Consider the following 20676-nt stretch of genomic DNA (forward strand, 5'->3'; position numbering starts at 1 on the left):
TTCGGAAGAGAGCCCGGGACCTTTATTCTGGGTCAAATATATTAAATGGATTTGTTACTAAAGTTTGGCACGATTGATTTCATTTTCTATTAATCTTTTCTTGTCAGGCTTACCGACTGGTGTATATGGAATTTCATTCACGATAATAATCTCTTTGGGCATTTGATATCTAGCAATTCTATCCTTTAACCAGATTCTGATATCATGTTCTGTTAGTCCTTTTGTTTTAACAAAAGCTTTTAGCCGCTGTCCATATTCCTTATCCTTCACTCCTATTACAATAGCATCCTCTATTTGAGGGTGATCATAAAGGGTTTGTTCGACGTTATTAGGAAAAACATTTTCTCCACCTGATATAATCATTTCATCAGTTCGACCACTCAAAAATAAGTAACCATTTTTATCTTTATAGCCCATATCCCCAGTTCTAATCCAACCCTTATTTTTATTTTTCATGGACCAAGAATTTCGAACTACAAACTCTCCAATAACCCCCGTTTTTACGTTATGACCATTTCTATCTACTAACTTTAAATGGACACCAGCTATTTTCCTCCCTAATGTGTTTGGTGAGTACTGTAAATCTTTTGGGCCAGCAATGATATTAAGCCCTGCTTCTGAAGTACCATATAAATTGTATAGAACATCCCCCAAGTGATTAAGAGTTCTTCTCACGAGCTTGGAATTAAGCTTAGCTCCACCTGATGCAATACAGCGTAATGAACTTAATTCTTTTACATTACATTGCAACATTCTATCCAACATAACTGGAACAACGGTTATAAACTCAACTTGGTTGTTTTCAATTAATTTACAAGCCTCATAAGCTTTAAAGCGAGAGGTAATCACAAGTTTCTTACCTAATGGAATAAACAACAATAATACAGCTATACCATATCCATGGAAGATTGGCGTTCCAATATAAGCTGTTTGATAGTCGGATACCTTCAGTTTTTGTATAAAGGCAATAAATGGATCTAAATAGTTAAATAGAGAAGGCTTGTGTCTTGCTTCTTTTGGTTTTCCCGTTGTTCCTCCAGTTTGTAAAATAATCTTTCCACTTGAAACTCTTGGAAGGTCTGTACTGGTATTATGATTTATATTTTTGTTACAAATAAATTTAACCCCTGTGAAGTCCAAGCTTTCAATAAGACAATTAAATTCAAAATCATAAACAAGCACATCATATTTGCCATACTTCACCAATTCCTTTAGCTGCTCTTTCCCAATTTCTATATTTAGGAAATATATATCCGATCCTACTCGAGAAACAGCAAATATAGTTTGTATAAGTGAGATATGATTGCGACAAAGAATTGCTACCTTTTTTCCTTTATGCAAATTCAATCCGCTAGAAAAGTAATTAGCTAAACTATTTGATTTATAGAGTAAATCCTTATAGGTGATTGTTGATTCATCGTCTACTATAGCTATTTGATTTCCATAACGTATAGCAGCTACTTCTAATAGTGTCATTAAATTCATCCCGGAATGAAAAAGAGCCTTCAGTAGATAAACTATACTTGAAGGCGAAAGTAAATTAACTTTATATAATACGAGAATTAGTTTTATAACTTTCATCGTGATCCCCTCTTTTTCATAAAACTTTTCCCGATTTTTCCCCATAATCCACGAAATAGAAGTGATGCTACTTGCCCACCAATAATCCACCAAGGTTTAAATCTAGTTCTTTTTGTATACATAGACTTGCTTATAATAATAGCAACATGCTCAGAAGACATTGCTGGCATTCTCTGATATCCGGTTGTCGGTTCAATCATTGGTGTGCGAACTAATGGCAGATAAATAGAAGTTGTGAATATTCCTTTAACATTTAACTCAGGTGAAACAGATTGAAACCAAGTATCCAAAGCTTGTTTTGATGCTTGATAAGCAGAAAAATTAGGAAACGGTATCAGTAGTGTATTTATTGTTGAAACGTTTATGATCTGTCCCTTATTTTTTTCTAGAAGCGGAATGATAGATAACAAAATTTCAACAGGTGCAAAATAATTGATTGCCATGGATCGCTTAAAATCGTGAAATCGATCCAAAGAATCATAAATCGATCTTTTAATGGATATCCCAGCATTGTTTACAAAGTAGTCTATATGATCTAGCTTGTTAATAAATACAAGAAATTCATTCCTATCATATTCATCTCTTAAATCCGCAGCGAAAATACTTACCTCTGCTGCTTTAATGATATTCCGAATGTCTAATAGCTTATCTTTTCTTCTAGCCACTAGTATTAAATGACAATTTATATCTCCTAAATAATAAACTAGCTGCTCACCTATTCCCGAACTAGCACCCGTAATTAGAATTGTTTTACCAGTTAATTCATTATAAAGTTTATTTTTATTTATGAATGTCCGGGGAAAAAGGACTTTTTCCATTAAGGCATTTGTTTTCACCATACCACTACCCTACTGACTATTTATTCACACAAACTGTTAACCTTTGCTCGTATAATCTTTTTAAAATAATGCAACTCATGTCGTAGCTGAAAGCCAACTTTCTTATATAATTTAATAGCGATTTCACTTTCAGAATTAACCGTGAGAATAATAGAATCTGTGGCTTCAAATGAAAACAGCCAGTTTATTGCGCCAGTTAATAATTGCACCCCTATGCCTTTCCCCCTTTTCGACTTCTCTACCCCGAAAAATTCAACATTAGATTCCCCATATTCCGGATCAGCCTCAACATAGATATATCCACAAAGTTCCTCATTTTCAGTTACTATAAAAACTTTATTATTTTCATTCAACCGTCTGATAATTTGTTGCCCACTGTAATAAGTACCTGGGAAGGTTTCATCATGTAATTTTTCCATATCGAAGTGATATTCAGGAGTTAGTTCTTTCATATGCACATCAGGTAATAGTTGGCTATCGTTACGGTTAAACACTAATATTGCTTGATCACTAAGTTTTGTAAAATTATTGTTAGTTGCTAATTCACATGCTTTTTTATTTTTCTTATTTGGAAACATGTGAATAGCATTTATCTTATTCGGTAGAATGCCCATCAATCTTTCCCACATCACATTAGCAGTTTTCCAATGTTCCTCTAACAAGAACGGCCCCCATATTTCTGCGACACTACTATCATAATCAGGGTCATAGCCAATGACTCCGACTAATTTCTCTGCATCATAAGCAACTACAAAGCATTCAGTATATGGAATTTCCTCCTTTATGTATTCTGCAATTTCCTTACTATCTTTTCCACAGAATCCTATATGGGATTCTTCATTGTTATTTAATTCTGATATAAACTTTGACACATTCTCTAATTCATTTTGTTTCATTAGTTCAATTGTTACCATAAGTGTTTCCCCTTTTTACTTCTACTTTGCTACTGGAATCACTACCGCATTGCAAGCTTTTTCGTAGAATTCAATTGGCCCAGCACCACCAATAATCGCATATTCATATCCAACTTCTTTCATCTCTTTTAAACAATGATGAAGAAGAGCATAACCTGTGCCATGGGTACGGTTCGTAGTCACTACTCCCATTGGTCCGAAATATCCTTTTTTATTTTGATAAACATCGAAGGCCGCAAAACCTATAAAATTATCATTTTCATCAAGAGCTACATAAACTGTAGGTTCGCTAGATAAAAAGGCATCTTTTATTATTCCAGCCCACTCATCTGAAAAGTTCTCTTCCACAAAACTAACAAGTTTTTCTTCATCATCTGGTTTAGCTTTTCTTAATTGTTCGCAATTGACTTCAGGAAAAGTATAGTTCCCAAGATGGGTAATCATATCTCGGGAGGTTGTACCGAGTGTTAGAATAATCCGCTTTGCTTCTTCAGATAAATATGCATCCAATACTTTTGTCGTAATTAGTGCCTTTAGCAAATGTCCTTCATTAACAAAAATCTGGTTATAACGCTTCATCAAATCAACAGCGACACCGAATACTTCAGCTACTTCTTCCGTTACTAAATTATTAAAGAAATCAACTTTAATAGTTTTATAGGTTTCCATACTTCCCGCAGCTTCCCGAAGTATGTCTAAAGAGATGTCAGCATATAAAATTAACTCACCCATCGCACCGCCTTTTTCTTGCAAACAAGCGATTAGTAAATGAGCAGGTTTTATTACTCCAGCCTTCGAAATAAGGGATTCTTTCTCCGCGTTTCTCTTTATGCGATTCATTCTATTCGTGTAGCGAAAATCAGTATTGCTCAACTTCAATCACCCTCTATATTTTAACATCCATTGCCTTTTGAATTTTTTCAGGGATCATAACAACCTCTGTCGATAAATCGACCGGTCTAAATGTTGGATCGATACATTCATCCCAGAACTCTAAATGCTTTTTATCAATCCAACTTTCTGACTCCTCAACTTCTTGTCCACCTTTACCTTGCACGGAATACCAATATAAGTACTCCATTCCATTAAGTGTCTCTCGAAAAATGGTTTCCACATACATCTTTTCATCCTCCAAAGTGAGAAGAACATCTTTCATATTTTCGTTCAAAAACCTTAACCATTCATCAACTTTTTCTGATTTACCTTCTTTAACTCTAAACCTAGTTAACTCTACGTTCATAACCACCACTCCGTTTAACTGTTATTTTCTTGTAGCAAATGAGTATATTATTTGTTTAATCAATGGATTTAGACTTTCAGGTAATTGAGTTGGTTTGAAAAACATAGCTTCTACTGATTCAACGCCGTCCGCTTTTAATTCTCCACCTACAACATCGTTGGAAATGTAAGCAATAGTCACCGAATAAAATTCATCACCATTTGGTAGCTTAACAAAGTGTTCTTTACCTGAGACAACAGTAATTAGATCCATTTTTCCAATTTCAATTCCTGTCTCTTCCAAAACTTCTCTTCTGCCAGCTTCTTCTGTTGATTCTCCTAATTCAATAAACCCACCAGGCACTCCCCACCTGCCATCATGCCTTTTTTGTAGCAATATTTCACCTTTATCATTGATAACCCCAACTGCAACCCCAACTAAAATTAAAGGTTGACTACCAACCTGCTTTCTTAATTCTTCTATGTATCCCATGTTTTAATCCCCCAATATAAATAATCCTAAGAGTAATTCATATTCTATCATAATACTCTGACTCCTTTAACGCTTTTTCTCCTTTTCACTGTATTTTTCCAATTCAATACCAAAAAAAAGATCACACAGTCTATATTGACTATGTGATCTATGTCCCTGCATCATCCGAACCGGCTCTGAATTTATCGAATGAATTATGATCTTACATATGCGTTATATTTTTCGTTTACTGCCTGAATTATTTCTTGGTAAGATTTTTCTACTTCTTCGTCTACTAGTGTCTTTTCTGGGTCTTGGTATAGTAAGTTGTATGCTACAGACTTCTTGCCTTCTGGTAGGTTTTCCCCTTTATATAGGTCAAATACGTTTACTTGTTTTACAAGTGGAGCACCAACTTCAGAGATTGTCGCTTGAACAACACCAGCATGAACATCATTATCCAATACAAATGCAATATCCCTTGTTACGGATGGGTATCTTGGAATTTGTGTATAACTTGGTTCGTGATGATGTTCTTCAAGTACAGTTTCCATATTAATATCGAATACATAGGTTTCTTTTAGATCCATTTCTTTTTCAAGTGCTGGATGTAATTGACCCATAAACCCAATCTCTTTACCATTTAACATAAGGCTAGCAGTTCGGCCAGGATGCATATAAGATAGTTGAGCCTGATTGACAGTTAAAGGTAATTCTAGGTGTTCAAATAAACCTTCCACAATACCTTTTACAAGATAGAAATCAACTTTCTTATTTTCCATTTGCCATAGATGCTCTAACCATTTACCAGTTAACACTCCTGAAAGTCTTAATTGCTCATCTGGTTGTTTCGTTAAATCTTTTTCATTGGTAACGAAGATTGAACCTATTTCATAATAGGAAAGGTTATATTGATTTCTTGCAAGATTATAACTAACCGTTTTTAAGAGCTCAGGTAAAATACTTAAGCGCAAATACTTATGATCTTCACTCATTGGCATTGCCAAGCTAATCGGTTCTGGATTTAATGTTTTTACTTCATTACTTACAAGTTTTTGAATATATGCTTCACTCGTTAAGGAATAGGTTCTTGTTTCCAATAATCCTACGCCCTCTAAGTAGTTCTTAACTGCACGCCTTAACAGTTGTCTTTTTGTTAGACCACCAGCAGTTGCAGTACCAGTTGGTAATGTAAATGGAAGATTATCGTAACCATAAATTCTCGCTACTTCCTCTAACATATCTTCAAAAATAGTAATATCACCACGACGAGATGGAGCATATACCTTGAAGCGATCTTCATTACGATCAAAATTAAACTGTAGTCGTTCTAGAATTTTTGCGATTTCATCAGAAGAAATATCAGTTCCTAGTCGATTGTTAATCGTTTCTGTATCAATATCGACTTCTTTTTCAGAACGATCTAAGGTATCGAATTCCACAACACCTTCAAGTACTTTTCCACCTGCATATTTTTCTAACAGATGACATGCACGTAGACCAGCATGTTTTACTCGATTTGGATCAATTCCTTTTTCAAAACGAGTACTAGATTCACTACGAAGACCAGTAGCTTTCACTGTTTTCCTTACAGAAACAGAATCAAAGTAAGCCGCTTCTAATAGAATATTTTTAGTATCACTTGTTACCTCTGAATTTGCTCCACCCATAACCCCAGCAAGTGCAACTGGTTCTTGACCATTTGTAATGACAAGATTTTCAGGATTTAGGGTACGCTCTACATCATCTAACGTAACAATAGTTTCATCCTGTTTTGCGGTACGAACAACAATCTCTTTAGAGTTTAATCGGTCATAATCAAATGCATGTAGTGGTTGACCGTATTCTAAAAGCACATAGTTTGTTATATCGACTACATTATTAATAGGACGGATACCCGCAGCTAACAGATAATTTCTCATCCAAAGTGGTGAAGGTTTTATTTCAACATCCTTGATAACAAAAGCACCGTAGTAAGGATTTAGTTTTTCATCTTCTACTTTAACTGATATATAATCGGCTGCTTTTTCTTCCCCTGCATGAACTTCTTCACTTGGTAAGTTAACTGGCTTATCAAGTAAAGCACCAACCTCATAAGCGACACCAAGCATACTTAAGCAATCTGCGCGGTTAGGTGTTAAATCAAATTCTAAGATTGCATCAGTTGAATTTAATAGAGGCTCTACACTTTCCCCGACTGGTGCGTCTTCAGGAAACACAAAAATCCCTTCTGCATACTCTTTTGCAATATGCTTTTCATCAAAGCCTAATTCTTGTAAGGAGCAAATCATACCATTTGACTCGATACCACGAAGTTTTGCACGCTTAATTTTAAAATTTCCTGGTAAAACTGCTCCCGGTTTTGCGACGGCTACTTTTTGACCTTGACTCACATTTGGTGCACCACAAATAATTTGTAGTTTCTCTTCACCAACATCCACCTGACAAAGATTTAACTTATCCGCATTTGGATGCTTCTCGCATGATTCAACATAACCGATTACAACGTTGGAACTGTTCTCTGCAACATACTCAACATTATCTACTTCAATCCCGGATCTCGTTACTTTATCTGCGAGTTCTTCTGGGCTAATACCATCTATTTCTACATATTCTTTTAACCAATTTAATGAAACTAACATGTTTCAGACCTCCTTAAGCTTGATGGAACTGTTTTAAGAATCGACTATCATTCAAATAGAATTGACGAATATCATTTACACCATATTTCAACATTGCAATTCGTTCTGGCCCCATTCCAAAAGCAAATCCTGAGTAAACTTTTGGATCGTATCCACCCATTTCCAGTACTTTCGGATGAACCATTCCTGCTCCTAAAATTTCAATCCAACCTGTTCCTTTACATACAGAACAACCTTCACCTTGACACACCTTACAGGAAATATCCATTTCAACTGATGGTTCTGTGAATGGGAAAAAGCTTGGACGTAAGCGAATGTTTCGTTCTTCACCAAACATTTTCTTCGCAAACAAGTTAAGAATGCCTTTTAAATCACTCATTTTAACATCTTTATCCACAAATAGCCCTTCAATTTGAGTAAATTGATGAGAGTGTGTTGCATCGTCAGTATCACGACGATAAACTTTACCCGGACAAATCATCTTAAACGCTTTTTCACCTTTATACTCTTTCATTGTACGAGCCTGTACTGGTGAAGTATGGGTTCTAAGTAATAATTCATTTGTGATATAAAATGAATCCTGCATATCTCTTGCTGGGTGGTTTTTAGGTAAGTTTAATGCTTCAAAGTTGAAATAGTCTGTTTCTACCTCAGGACCTTCCCTCACTTCAAATCCCATACCAATAAATAAATCCTCAATTTCTTCAATAACCTTAGTAAGAAGATGTGGTCCTCCAACTTTTGTTGGACGTCCTGGTAACGTCACGTCGATTGCTTCTGCTTGTAGTTTTTCTTCTAAAGCAGCATTTTCAAGGGTTGTATTTTTTTCTTCGATTGCATTAGTGATCGCTTCGCGTACTTGGTTAGCGACTTCACCAACGATTGGCCTTTCTTCTGGGGAAAGTTTGCCCATTCCACGTAGTACTTGAGTAAGGGAGCCTTTTTTTCCTAAGTAAGAAACTTTAATGGCCTGTAGCTCTTTTAAATTGTTTACTTCTTGTACTTTTGCAAGTGCTTCTTGTTGTATTGCTTTTAATTGTTCTTGCATGGTTTTTACCTCCTATTAATCATTATGTTAAGTTAATAAAGTGAGTCTATTCTTCGGCCAAGTCCGCGGTCCTACGCTTTTTTGCGGGTGGCGGTGAGCCTCCTCAGAGCTTAAGCTCTTGCGGGGTCTCACCCTTGGGACTGCGTTTACTCGCCCCATCGAAAACCTTTGCCACTATTCCCGCGGGAGTCTACGTGTATTCGGCCCGCTCCCTGCAGAATCCAAGAATATTTAACTCTTTATTCCAAATTTCTTAAAAGCTATCAAAAAACTCTACCAAATAAAAAAGCCTTCTATCCCTAAAAAAGGGACGAGGCTTTGGTCGCGGTACCACCCTTGTTGACACTTTTAATGATGTGTCCAACTTAAGTTTGCATAACGGATTTGATCCGGAACACCTTTACTAATGTTAATTAGGTCCGAGTGTCAGCTCCAGAGTGAAAGATTAAACAGTTTATGGTAGAAATGCTTGCAGTCTAGGGCATTTCTTCCCTGTAATCCATATCGATACTGTTAATCGCTCTTTCATTGCTTTTTTCTATTTACATTTAGATTAAATTATAGTCATTTTACCGAAGTTTTGCAAGAATTATCCTTTTATATGGTACATTAGAATTCCTGCTGCAATGCTTACATTAAGGGATTCTGCTTTCCCGTAGATTGGAATTTTTACAATTTCATCAGCTACTTCCAATATTTGCGGTTGAATTCCGGCTCCCTCATTACCTAAAACTAGAGCAACTCTTGAATTAGTCTTTATTGTATGGAAATCTTTTGAATTAGTGAGTGCACTAGCCCAAATTCTGAACCCTTCTTTTTTCAGATTATGTATTTGCTCAAAAAGATTTTCCTGAACCACAGGAATATGAAATACGGATCCTTGCGTTGCACGAATTGTTTTATCATTATAGAGGTCAACCGTACCTTCACCTAGAATTACAGCATCAAAACCTGCTGCATCTGCAGTACGAATAATCGTCCCCAAATTACCTGGATCTTGAATACGATCAAGTAATAATACAAATTCTCCGCTTACCTTCTTTACCTTTTTAAAGTCAACAACTGCTGCAATTCCCTGTGGAGTTTTTGTTTGCGAAATATGGTGAAATACCTTCTCGTCAACTTCTACCACATTAATTTCCCCAACCCAATCTGGCAGTTCAACCCCTGCTTGAAGAATGACCTCTTGTATTTCCCAATGACTCCTTATTGCTTCTTCTATCAAGTGAAACCCTTCAATTAAAAAGGTTCCAGACTTTTCTCTATCTTTACGATTATGAAGTTTTCGCCAGTTTTTAACTTTTTCATTTTTAATAGATGTTAACATTTATTTCATTCCTTATCTTTAATCTCATACCATCATACATATTTAAGACTAATCTGGTCAAACTATCCATAGTTTAATCCAAATAAGGGGTGATTTATTTGAATTTGAATTTACGTAATGCGATTCTTTCCAATATTGAATCAAATGACCAGAGCCAACTTGAAGCAACTATCGTAGATGCTATTCAATCTGGTGAGGAAAAGATGCTACCGGGACTCGGTGTATTATTTGAGTTAATATGGAATCAATCTGATGAACAAGAGAAGCAAGAAATGGTCGAGGCATTAGAACAAGGTGTTAAAAACGCAACAACTAGCTAAATAGCATCAGGAAGTATAGAAGGTATCAATATGATACCTTCTTTTTTTTCTAAAAATAAGTCATTTTACCTAAGCTTGTCTAATATATTTTAATAACAGAAAATTCAACTGCTGATAGGCTAATGATATCAGGTAAAAAGAACTACTTAAAAATCATTAAAACCCTCTTAAATAGGTAATTTTATTCATTTTAGTTTATTTAGAGCTTTTCGAAAATTAATTGACTCTTTTTGCACTTGGTGTTATACAATGAATGTATTGATTTTTTTATTATTTAGGAGCTTTGAAAGGGGAATATCGATGTTAGAAAACAATCATGAAGTGGGACAAAAAAAGAAGGGATTTAATAAGGTAATTGCAATTATTATTGCTGCTGCAGTTTTACTCTTAGGCGGAAGTGTAGCTGCATTTGTCCTATTAGATAATAATCCTAAAGTAAACTATTTTCTTGCTGAAAAGAATACCTATGATTTGTTTGTTGAACAAATGGAGGATCGCTATGGTTCTGAGATAGATTGGTCTGAAAAATCACTCGAAAAACCAATTGAAAATATTTACGAGCTATCAGCCGAAGTAAACATGCCATTGTCACAGGGCACTGGCTTTGTATCACCTGATCAAATCATTAACAACTCTACTGTTACATTAACAACAAACTTAGATCGCAAAGAAAAAATTGCCTCTGCTGAATTAAAGGGTGGTTTCGGCAATTTTACAATTGAAGACATTAACTTTTACTTAACTTCTGAAAAGTTAATGCTTGGTCTTCCTTTTATTAATGAGGTACTTCAACTTAAAGGTGACGATTTTGGTAAGTTAGTGCAGCAATTCGACCCAATGACATTTACCGGGGAAGAAAAACTGGATTTTAATATGCTATTCGAAGGTAATGTTATTGCTGAAGAAGATGCAAAATATTTGGAAGATGAATATGTTAAGGCATTATATGATGCTCTTCCAGATGAAGCATTTGAATCTGTAGGCGAAACTGTTAAAATTGGAAATGACAATGTAAAATCAGAAAAAATCACTTTCCACCTAACTGAAGAGCAAGTAAAAGAAATATTAAACGATACATTAACAAAAATGGCAGAAGATGAAAAATTAAAAGACATCTTACTAAATTACATTCAAACTCAAGGTACAGGACCATTTGTATTGGGTGAAAATGCAAACCTTGAAATTCCTAATTTTGAAGAAGAGTATGACCAAGTGATACAAGATGCTATCGATGGACTAGATAATTTTAAGGTTCCAGAAGGATTTACTTCTACCATTTGGGTTGCGGAGGATGTTATCGTAAAGCGTGATTTTTCCATTGAGTTAGGTCCAACTGCAGATCAACTAGTTACATTGTATCTAACCGGTAACCTGAGCCAAGATAAAACTGACCTTTCATTTGAATATGACTTAGGTGTTGAGGAACAGGGTCTTGACCAATCCCTTACACTTGAAGGTACACTATCAAATGATAAAGGTGAAATTAATGATTCCGTTACCCTCTCTATTCCTGATGGTAAACTAATCTATGAATCTAATGAAACATTAAAAGATAGTAATAAAGAATTCAACCGTACATTCTCTTTTGTAGACGCAACATCTTATCAATTTGACCTGATTTGGTCAGGAAATGCTGAATATAATGGAGATAGCATGAATTCCTCGCATGAATTATCCGTTGCTAGTAATGATATTGCACAAGACCTAGTTGTGCTGTACATTGATAAAGAAGCAAAAGTATCGGATGGTATTGAATTACCTAAAGAAGATGAAGTAAAAGATATTGGAAGTATGTCTGCTGAAGAGTTAATGACATATTTTGAAACGGAAGTTGCTCCACAATTTGAAGAATGGCTAATGAGTGTTATTGGTTTTGGATTTTAATTTTTTCTGTAACAATTGAAGAAGGTGAACATAATGCATTTTCTTAAGCTTTTATCATTATTCACCAAAAATAATTTCTTGCAACTTAGGAGGAAGTGGCGATCACTTCCTCTTCTTTTGCTTTTTCCTTTTTTATTCATTGGATTAGTATCCTTTATTTTTGTGAATTATATTACTAGCTTAGATGAGAAACCCTTACATATTGGTTTAGTAGATTTAGATCAATCAACGGAAACTGAAATGGTGTTGAAACTGTTAGCCGAATCCTCTCAGCTTGGTGACTTTTTACATATGGAACAAGTATCAGAGGATGAAGCCAAAAAGAAAATTGCCCAAGATGAATTAATCGCGTACATCCTTTTCCCTGAAAGCTTTACCAAAAAATTATACAATGGTGAATCCGTTATTGTGTCGGTAATCGGCCATCCTAATCGACAAATGGAAAGCTATTTTATTAAAGAATTGGTTGATAGTGCTACAAGACATATTAGCTCATCACAAGCGAATATCCTAACCATTAATTACTTTGCAAAGCAATTGGATATGGATTCTGAAACAAGAAATCAGATTGTCTTAGAACAATTCAACGAGTTCTTGCTTTATGCAATTGGAAAAGACAATGTATTAGACCAACAAGTCCTTTCCAATAAAGTAACCACTTCACCAAAGGAATATTTTGGTTTAGCAGCAGGTTTTTTCATCCTAACTATATGGGTACTTTCGGTTTATCAGCTTTTATTTAAGGAACAATCGAAAGAAATCCAAACTAGAATGATGCTTTACGGTGTTACAGAACTACAACAAATGATAGCAAGAGTAATCGTTACATTTTTCTTAACAACTTTCTTAGGAATACTACTATTTATAGGAATCATTCATCTTTTACAATTAGATATTCCTCTAGAAAATTACGCTAGAATGTTTGTGTTGATAAGCATTTTTAACCTTACTTTCTTATTTGTATTAACCATTATTGAATCAATTATTGATTCCAAGAAAATACGATTATTTCTACAAATTGGCTTAACTGCTGTTTTAATGCTTTCTAGTGGGTCATTTATTCCTGATATCTATTTACCATTGTACATGCAAGATTATTTGCAATTTGTATTTTCTAATCAAATATTTTTTTGGTTAGAAGAAATCTTACTAAATGAAAGAATATATGTGGACTATACTCCCCTACTACTATCAATCATTGTTGGGGCATTTGCGACAGTAGGAATCTCGACACTGAGGGAGCGTGTTAAATCATGATGGATATATTATTTACACGACTACTTCTATGGAAGAAAAAAGCTGTCAGTATGCTATTTTGGTTACTCTTGCCTGTAGTTGGTACAAGCTTATTTATCACTACTGTGAGTACAATTGAAGAAGATTCTAAAGTACCAATAGGCATTATTTCAGAGGATAATACTGAGTTAGCTTCGGAATTAATCAATTCCGTAGAAGCATCAGAGTTAGTTCGAGTATCCAAATATTCAGTAGAACAAGCACTTTATGAATTGGAAAAACACGAGCTCGATAGTGTCTTTGTCATACATGATGGATTTGAAAAAGCCATATTAAGCGGTAAGCGAAATAACCTTATTTCTAGCTACCGAACGGAGCTTTCATTTGCTTATTCCCCAGTAAAAGAATTGATTGTTTCCCTCGTTCAAGAAGAAAGTGGCCGAGCAAAGGTCGCAAACTTTATCCTAAACATGAATGAGGAATATAAGGGCGAAGACAACTGGACATGGGAAGAAGTAAATGAAAAGAGTAAAGAGATTCAGGTCGATGAAAATTTATTGAATACTAGCTTTTCCTATTCTAATACTAATGAGCCTGTTGATAACCCATCCCTTCTATCTTGGGATACATGGGGTATATGGGCTATCCTTAGTTTACTAAGTGCCCTTTTCTTATCAGACTGGATTATCAGAGAAAAGTCATTAGCTGTGACAAATCGGTTCTCCTTTATAAAGATGACTCGATTTAGTTACTATTTTAAAAACATTGTATGCTATTTCTTACTGTTTTTCTTATTTGATTTAATTAGCATAACAGTATTTACGATCTATTTAAACGAAGCCTTCTCCATAAGTTTTTTATTCGTTATAGTAACATTTCGAGTGATGCTTTGTTTGCTAACTTTTAGCCTTGCACAATGCTTTAGAAAAACAGGTGTGTTTTACGGTTTTTCTATTCTTATTACATTAATTCTAGCCGTTATCAGTGGTACAATTATTCCTATTCTGCCACAAAGTAATATGATAGAACTCTTAAATCCCCTTCAAGCTTTTTTAAAAGGGGATCTAACAATCCTATGGAATATTACCGGGATCATCACCATTACCATGGTTCTTATACGAAAGGAGACTTCCAATGCTTGATGTACAAGCACTAGCCAAAAGTTATGATGAAAATCATATATTACACAACCTCTCTTTTACGGTTAATCCTGGTGAAGTCATTGGGCTTGTCGGGGAAAACGGTGCCGGTAAATCTACTCTATTAAGAATACTAGCCACCATAGATAAACCAGATAATGGGAGTATCAAACTGTTTAATTTTTCCTACGAAACAAAACGTAAAAACGTACGTAAATCTATTGGGTATGTCCCACAAGATATTGCCATTTGGGAAGAATTATCAGTTAAGGAAAATATGCTCTTTTTTGAGAAGTTGTCCTATGCATCAAAAAGCGAAAGTCAGCTTAGAGAATTATGCTTAGAAATGAATCTCGATAAATGGTATGAACAAGCCAAGACCCTATCTGGTGGAATGAAAAGAAAACTAAATATGGCCATCACGCTAATCCATGATCCGAATTTATTATTACTAGACGAACCTACTGTAGGAATTGATTTAAAGTCCAAAAAGGAAATTGGTTCCTATTTATGGAAACAGGCTAAAGAACATAATAAAATGATTGTCTACACTTCACATGATATGGATGAAATAAAAGAGCTCTGTGATAGAATTATCTGTATTGGTCATGATCCGTTTTATGAGGGTATTCTAGCAAAATCAGGTAAGGAAATAATTTCTATCTAGTATTTTCGAAAGAATATAGTAAAATAGTAGAAGAGATTAGGAGCGATATTACGATGGATATAAGACAATTACAGACCCTTATGACATATCAAGCCATGTCGATTTTGAGCTCAAACAATAGTGGATTATCAAATTATTCTCCTATTGTAGACCTCGCTTTTAAGCAAATACTAGAAAGCAAATTGGGTGATACGACTTTGACAAGCAAACAGGTCAACACTCCTGTATTGTCCTCCCCACAGTTGTATAATCTGAATAACTTACAACCTAGTGGTTTACAGGCAATACCAAATGACTATGATTCTATTATTGCAGAAGCATCTAGAAGTTATGGTATTGATGAAAAACTAATTCATTCTGTTATAAAGACAGAATCAAATTATAATCAATTTGCTAAAAGTAGTGCTGGTGCACAAGGCTTGATGCAACTAATGCCTACAACTGCTCGTGGATTGGGTGTTTTGAATCCTTATGATGCTCAACAGAATATTTATGGTGGAACGAAGTATTTGCGTGAGATGTTAGACCGATATGATGGAAATATGGAGCTTGCATTAGCTGCTTATAATGCTGGCCCAGGTAATGTGGATAAATATCAAGGTGTGCCACCATTTGAAGCAACTCAGAACTATGTGAAGAAAGTTATGGAGAATTATTTCGTATAAGAATATGAGCTAAAGGCACTGCAATACAATTTGCAAGTGCCTTTAGTTTTTTTACTATTAAACCGTATTTTTTTCTATTAATCTAGTTTTCATTCATTGTAAATACTAGAATTAGATAGACTTATTCTACTACCTAACATCTAGTTTAAATTAATTCTTTGCTTATTTAAATTGAACAGGTATCATCCATTCATTTATTGCTCGCATTTCATATCCATTATCCACAAAGTATTGAAGTAATCTCTTTAAGTGTGCCGAAGTTGTTGTTTTTTCGTGTAACAATATCACTATTGGCTCTTTTTCAACAAGGTGATTTACTTGTGTAATTGTATTTTCGACAAATTCTCCATTTGTTAATTGCCAATCCCTCGAGTCCACATTCCAATCCCAAAGAATAAAGTTATTTTTATCTGAAGCTTCTTTAAATTTAGGAGTAATGTAAGGTTTTGATCCATATGGTGCCCTAACTAAGTGTGTATTAATTCCGCTTATTTCATGAATAGAATCAATTGCTCGGTTCATTTCATTAACGAAGTTTTCTGGTGATTTGTATACTTTGGATACATCATGTGTTATTCCGTGTACCCCTAGGGTATGCCCTTTTTCTTTCATAGTCTTTACAATTTCCGTATTTCGATTCATATTAGGCTCTAGCATAAAGAATGTTGCTTTGGCGTCATATTGGTCTAGTAATTCAATTATTTCTTTAGAAGCAATTGGATGTGGTCCATCATCAAATGTTAGATAAACAATTTTGCCAGTTTCCAAAGGGGGTTCTATATCTTTATTACCAGATTCCTCTAATGGAGAAATTACTTTTTCATCTTTTTTTAATGTTTCTTTACTTACCTTATCCCTTTGCACTGGAAAGGGTTTCTTAACCAATTCTTTTGAAGGCTTTTCATAGTTTAATGAGCTAGTTTTTGATAAATTACTATTTTTTGCCACAACCTTTTGATTAGAAATTAATCCCCAAGTAAAATATGTTAGTATGATAAGCATAAGAAATATGAATATAACTGCTACTTTCCCCTTCTTGTTTAATCTGTATTTTTTTCGTGTTGTCATTGACAAAATTCTCAGCTCCTCGACAATATCTTCTATCACAATAGTAAGCTATCTTTCTATGTCATTAGTTACATTAAAATGACAATCCTTTTGTAACTAATTTGATGTTTTTTTATTTAATTATTTCGGTATACTATTATCTTAGGACTAATGTTAAAGGATGGACTTAAATGAAGTTATTGCTTAAATTATTGCTATTAATCGGTGCCTTGATTGTAGTTGGAGGGTGTTCTATTTTTCAATCAAATGCCGATTTAATAACTCCTCCACAACTTCCATTGGCAAAAGAAGAACTAAGAATTGCAATAGAAAAATATCTGCCTGAAAATGTTGAATTACTAACTCCTTTAAATAACGAAGATGGAAGTCCAATTGAGCTTATTGACCTAGATGGAGACCAAGTGAATGAGGCAGTAGCCTTTTATAAATCACAGCAACAATCAAATTTAATAAAAGGAATCGTATTAAAAGATATTAATGGTTGGACAAAGGTGATGAATATTGATGGAGAAGGGAGAATTCTGGTTGATTTAGCATTTTATGATCTAAATCAGGATGGAATTTTAGAGATTCTTGCAGGATATGCCTATACAGAGGATTCTGAGGATTATGGTTTGTTGGTCTATGATATATCATCTGGATCCAAACCGAAGATTCTGCTTGATAAACCTTATTCTTACTTACTTGTGGATCAATTTTCTAAAGATAAAAACAGTCTAGTATTAATAAAATTTAATAGGGGACAACATAATACAGTTTATCTATATGAAAACCTAAATTCTAGCATTGTAGAACGGGATCATCTAGAATTAGATTCTTATATTAATGGATATTACAGTTATCAAAGTGGCCAAATATCAAATACAGAGCACGGACTGATGCTAGATGCCGGTGTCGGAGCACATTCTGCTCAAACTTTTGTCATTTCAATTAAGAACGGTAAGTTAACCAATCTATTTTCTGGTTCAGAAGACCCCACCTTTAAGGCATCTGCTGTAGTTAGCACTGACACAAACAATGATGGTATTCTAGAATATGGCGTGTTAGAAGAACCCTATATGGAGGAATTACTTCCATATGCTACCACACCTTATATTACAACTCACTATCAATTAAATGATAATTGGAATTCAGAAGTTGTTTCAAAAGCGTACTATGACTATGAACATCTTTTTCGAGTAGACATTCCATTGGACTGGCCCAGGATTCAAATTGATCGTTCTGATGACCGAAGACATCTTGAGATAAAACCAGCCGGAACAGAAGTTGTGTTTTTTGATGTTTATATAACCAAAAATAAGAAAGCACCTAATGATGATTGGCATGTTATAGCTGAAACAGATGAATATCTCTATCTTACTAAAACAACTAAAAACAACAATAGGCTCTTATTTCATTTAATAGAACCACTTGATTTAATTAACTGAGGGATGAAAAAATGGAAAAAATATTAATTATTGAAGATGAAGAAAGTATTAGAGGTTTTATTACAATAAATCTAAAACGATATGGGTTTACCGTAATGGAAGTAGAGACTGGTGAGGAGGGACTTCAACTTTTAGAGAAGAATCCTGACACTTCGATTATTTTATTAGATATTATGCTCCCTGGTATAGATGGCTTCGAGGTTGCAAAAAGAATCCGGGAAACCAATCAACAAATGGGTATCATTATGCTAACAGCAAAAACAACAGAATCGGACAAAATACTTGGACTTGTGACTGGAGCCGATGACTATATTCCAAAACCCTTTAGTCCCAATGAATTAATCGCCAGAATAAATTCTCTACTGCGTCGTATCAATCTCAATAAAACAAACGTGGTGTCCGGAGTAAAATTGGATAGAGAGCAACGCTGTATCCAAAAGGATGGAATTAAGATAGAGCTCTCCCCTACGGAATATGGAATTCTTTCTATTCTGGATCTGGCCAAGGGAAAAGCAGTAAGTAGGAATGATATTTTAGATGAGGTCTGGGGACTTGATTTTCCCGGCGACCCCAAGATTGTTGACGTAAATATTCGTCGTATTAGACAAAAAATTGAGGATACACCTTCTGATCCAAAATATGTTCAGACTGTTTGGGGTTATGGATATAAATGGGAAAAGTAAATAAATCAAAACCAGGGATACGAAAACGTCTCTTGCGCCTACACCTGTTCATTATTACATTAACAGTGGTCTTATTCGAGAGTATTTTCTTTATAGGTATTTATCAATATTATTACAGAAATACGGAGGATGTTATTTCCTCTCATGCCCAAAGCTCAGCAAACTTTGCCATGAAATTTTCAGACCTATCACCTTACAATTTGAAGAATAGCCTTCCGGATATGATTCGTGAATTTAAAATGCAAGGAGCAGAAATGCAAATTGTTTTACCCTCAGGTAAGGTATTAGCTTCTTCAACTGGTTTTCTTCCGGAGCATAACATTGAAGAAAACATATTAAATACAGCTTCCATTGATCAACCAAGTGTTTGGAAAGGGAAAAATCCAGGAACGGATGAGCGGATAATGGCAGCAGTGGTACCTTTAAACTATGATGGTCAAACGATTATTTATTTTCGTTATGTTATTTCACTGTCCAACATTGATCATCTTGTACAAAAAATCATTACCATCGCTCTAGCAATTGGTGTAAGCATTATCTTTGTTGTTTTGTTATTAAGTAAAGCATTGGCAACAAAAATCACCACTCCACTAACACAAATAACAGAGGCTTCAAAGCGTTTTGCCAAAGGTGATTTTGACTCAAGTATTAATGAAAGTTATATTGGAGAATTAGGAACACTTGCAAAATCCTTTAATGACATGTGCAATGCATTATTGCAACATGAAAAACTAAAAGACCAATTTGTGTCCTCTATTTCCCATGAATTACGCACACCATTAACAAGTATTAAAGGATGGAGCGAAACTTTATTGGTAGGAAGTTTAAATAATCCTGATGAAATGAAAACTGGGATGAAGATAATTTCGAGGGAAACGGAGAGACTTATTATTCTAGTAGAGGAACTATTAGACTTTTCCAGGATGAATAACGAGGCTTTTCATATTGAACCAAATAAGTTCCATGTTGAAAATTTAATCAAGGAAGTCGCGGAGCAATTAGAAAAGCAACTTAAAAAAAAGCAAATCGAATTGGGTATTCATGTTTCAGATTATATAGACTTAATTGCTGATCGCAATCGTATAAAGCAAGTACTTATAAATCTGTTAGACAACGCTATTAAATTCAGTAGTCCAGAAGGAAAAATAATCATTTCTTGTTACCTAAGTGGAAACCATTGTATGATTGAGGTGAAAGATAATGGAGCGGGAATTAAAAATACTGATTTGCCAAATATTTCAAATCCCTTTTATAAACCAAATCAGCAGACTACTGGTGTAGGGCTTGGACTGGCTATTTGTAAGCATATTATCGATCTTCATCACGGCCGCTTGGAAATTGATAGTACATTTGGACAAGGAACTAAAGTTACAATTAGTATTCCGATGAGTTAATTGACCGAAAAAAGTACCTGGTCCCATTTATTTAGTAAGGGAAAATGAAGCAACTTAATGCATCGTTGTAATTAGCAAATTATTAACACTTCAAAACAAAGAGGTCGTCCTTTCCTTTTAGGACTTCCTCTTCGCTATTCTTATAGTTACGA

At 34.7% G+C, this 20676-nt stretch carries 19 protein-coding genes; 9 read left to right on the forward strand and 10 right to left on the reverse strand.

Annotated features, from left to right (window positions below):
- Positions 1-57 precede the first annotated feature (57 nt).
- From TY11_RS11535 to TY11_RS11575, 9 genes are all read right to left on the reverse strand, one after another.
- Positions 58-1581, reverse strand: a complete 1524-nt coding sequence (locus TY11_RS11535) for an AMP-binding protein (RefSeq protein ID WP_042146256.1) — start codon at positions 1579-1581, stop codon at positions 58-60.
- Complete coding sequence (locus tag TY11_RS11540) at positions 1578-2420, reverse strand: SDR family NAD(P)-dependent oxidoreductase (protein WP_042146259.1); 843 nt, start codon at positions 2418-2420, stop codon at positions 1578-1580. Before TY11_RS11540 ends, TY11_RS11535 begins: the two co-directional genes overlap by 4 nt.
- A gap of 20 nt (positions 2421-2440) precedes the next feature.
- Positions 2441-3334 carry a GNAT family N-acetyltransferase gene (locus TY11_RS11545; protein ID WP_042146261.1) on the reverse strand — a complete coding sequence of 298 codons (894 nt, stop codon included), beginning with the start codon at positions 3332-3334 and terminating at the stop codon, positions 2441-2443.
- A gap of 21 nt (positions 3335-3355) precedes the next feature.
- Entirely contained in the window at positions 3356-4207 is an 852-nt protein-coding gene (locus TY11_RS11550; RefSeq protein WP_231495809.1) for a GNAT family N-acetyltransferase, read from the reverse strand.
- 13 nt (positions 4208-4220) lie between these two features.
- A complete protein-coding gene (locus tag TY11_RS11555; RefSeq protein ID WP_042146263.1) occupies positions 4221-4574 on the reverse strand; it encodes a DUF6176 family protein in 354 nt (117 codons plus the stop codon).
- Positions 4575-4595: 21 nt separating this feature from the next.
- A complete protein-coding gene (locus TY11_RS11560; RefSeq protein ID WP_042146265.1) occupies positions 4596-5045 on the reverse strand; it encodes an NUDIX hydrolase in 450 nt (149 codons plus the stop codon).
- A 194-nt stretch (positions 5046-5239) separates the two neighbouring features.
- Positions 5240-7666: a phenylalanine--tRNA ligase subunit beta gene (pheT, locus tag TY11_RS11565; RefSeq protein WP_042146267.1), complete on the reverse strand. Its 2427-nt coding sequence runs from the start codon at positions 7664-7666 to the stop codon at positions 5240-5242.
- 13 nt (positions 7667-7679) lie between these two features.
- Entirely contained in the window at positions 7680-8714 is a 1035-nt protein-coding gene (pheS, locus tag TY11_RS11570) for a phenylalanine--tRNA ligase subunit alpha (RefSeq protein WP_042146270.1), read from the reverse strand.
- Positions 8715-9303: 589 nt separating this feature from the next.
- Complete coding sequence (locus TY11_RS11575) at positions 9304-10041, reverse strand: TrmH family RNA methyltransferase (RefSeq protein WP_042146271.1); 738 nt, start codon at positions 10039-10041, stop codon at positions 9304-9306.
- Between the two features lie 98 nt (positions 10042-10139).
- On the opposite strand from TY11_RS11575, the gene sspI reads away from it, so the two are divergent.
- The 6 genes from sspI (at position 10140) to TY11_RS11605 (ending at position 15952) form a co-directional block, all read left to right on the forward strand.
- Positions 10140-10361 carry a small acid-soluble spore protein SspI gene (sspI, locus tag TY11_RS11580; protein ID WP_042146273.1) on the forward strand — a complete coding sequence of 74 codons (222 nt, stop codon included), beginning with the start codon at positions 10140-10142 and terminating at the stop codon, positions 10359-10361.
- 300 nt (positions 10362-10661) lie between these two features.
- On the forward strand, positions 10662-12245 hold the full coding sequence (locus tag TY11_RS11585) for a DUF6583 family protein (protein ID WP_042146275.1): 1584 nt from the start codon (positions 10662-10664) through the stop codon (positions 12243-12245).
- A gap of 33 nt (positions 12246-12278) precedes the next feature.
- Positions 12279-13502, forward strand: a complete 1224-nt coding sequence (locus TY11_RS11590) for an ABC transporter permease (RefSeq protein ID WP_042146277.1) — start codon at positions 12279-12281, stop codon at positions 13500-13502.
- On the forward strand, positions 13499-14623 hold the full coding sequence (locus TY11_RS11595; protein WP_042146279.1) for an ABC transporter permease: 1125 nt from the start codon (positions 13499-13501) through the stop codon (positions 14621-14623). The genes TY11_RS11590 and TY11_RS11595 overlap by 4 nt, the downstream gene beginning before the upstream one ends.
- Positions 14616-15287, forward strand: coding sequence for an ABC transporter ATP-binding protein (locus TY11_RS11600; RefSeq protein WP_042146281.1), 672 nt, complete (start codon positions 14616-14618; stop codon positions 15285-15287). The genes TY11_RS11595 and TY11_RS11600 overlap by 8 nt, the downstream gene beginning before the upstream one ends.
- 53 nt (positions 15288-15340) lie before the next feature.
- Positions 15341-15952 (forward strand): lytic transglycosylase domain-containing protein, encoded by a 612-nt coding sequence (locus TY11_RS11605; RefSeq protein ID WP_042146283.1) that lies wholly within the window; start codon positions 15341-15343, stop codon positions 15950-15952.
- A 162-nt stretch (positions 15953-16114) separates the two neighbouring features.
- Here TY11_RS11605 and TY11_RS11610 read toward each other — a convergent pair whose 3' ends face one another.
- The gene (locus TY11_RS11610; protein WP_231495813.1) at positions 16115-17020 is read right to left on the reverse strand and encodes a polysaccharide deacetylase family protein; all 906 of its coding nucleotides are present in this window, start codon (positions 17018-17020) and stop codon (positions 16115-16117) included.
- 170 nt (positions 17021-17190) lie between these two features.
- Between TY11_RS11610 and TY11_RS11615 the strand changes: the two genes are divergently transcribed.
- The 3 genes from TY11_RS11615 to TY11_RS11625 are packed head-to-tail and all read left to right on the forward strand — an operon-like array spanning position 17191 to position 20524.
- A complete protein-coding gene (locus tag TY11_RS11615; RefSeq protein ID WP_042146285.1) occupies positions 17191-18447 on the forward strand; it encodes a hypothetical protein in 1257 nt (418 codons plus the stop codon).
- 11 nt (positions 18448-18458) lie between these two features.
- Entirely contained in the window at positions 18459-19130 is a 672-nt protein-coding gene (locus tag TY11_RS11620; RefSeq protein ID WP_042146288.1) for a response regulator transcription factor, read from the forward strand.
- Positions 19118-20524: a sensor histidine kinase gene (locus tag TY11_RS11625; RefSeq protein WP_052345811.1), complete on the forward strand. Its 1407-nt coding sequence runs from the start codon at positions 19118-19120 to the stop codon at positions 20522-20524. Before TY11_RS11620 ends, TY11_RS11625 begins: the two co-directional genes overlap by 13 nt.
- The last annotated feature ends 152 nt before the right edge of the window (positions 20525-20676 follow it).

Origin of the sequence: Paucisalibacillus algeriensis (assembly GCF_000577245.1) — a bacterium.
Lineage (GTDB): Bacteria > Bacillota > Bacilli > Bacillales > Amphibacillaceae > Ornithinibacillus.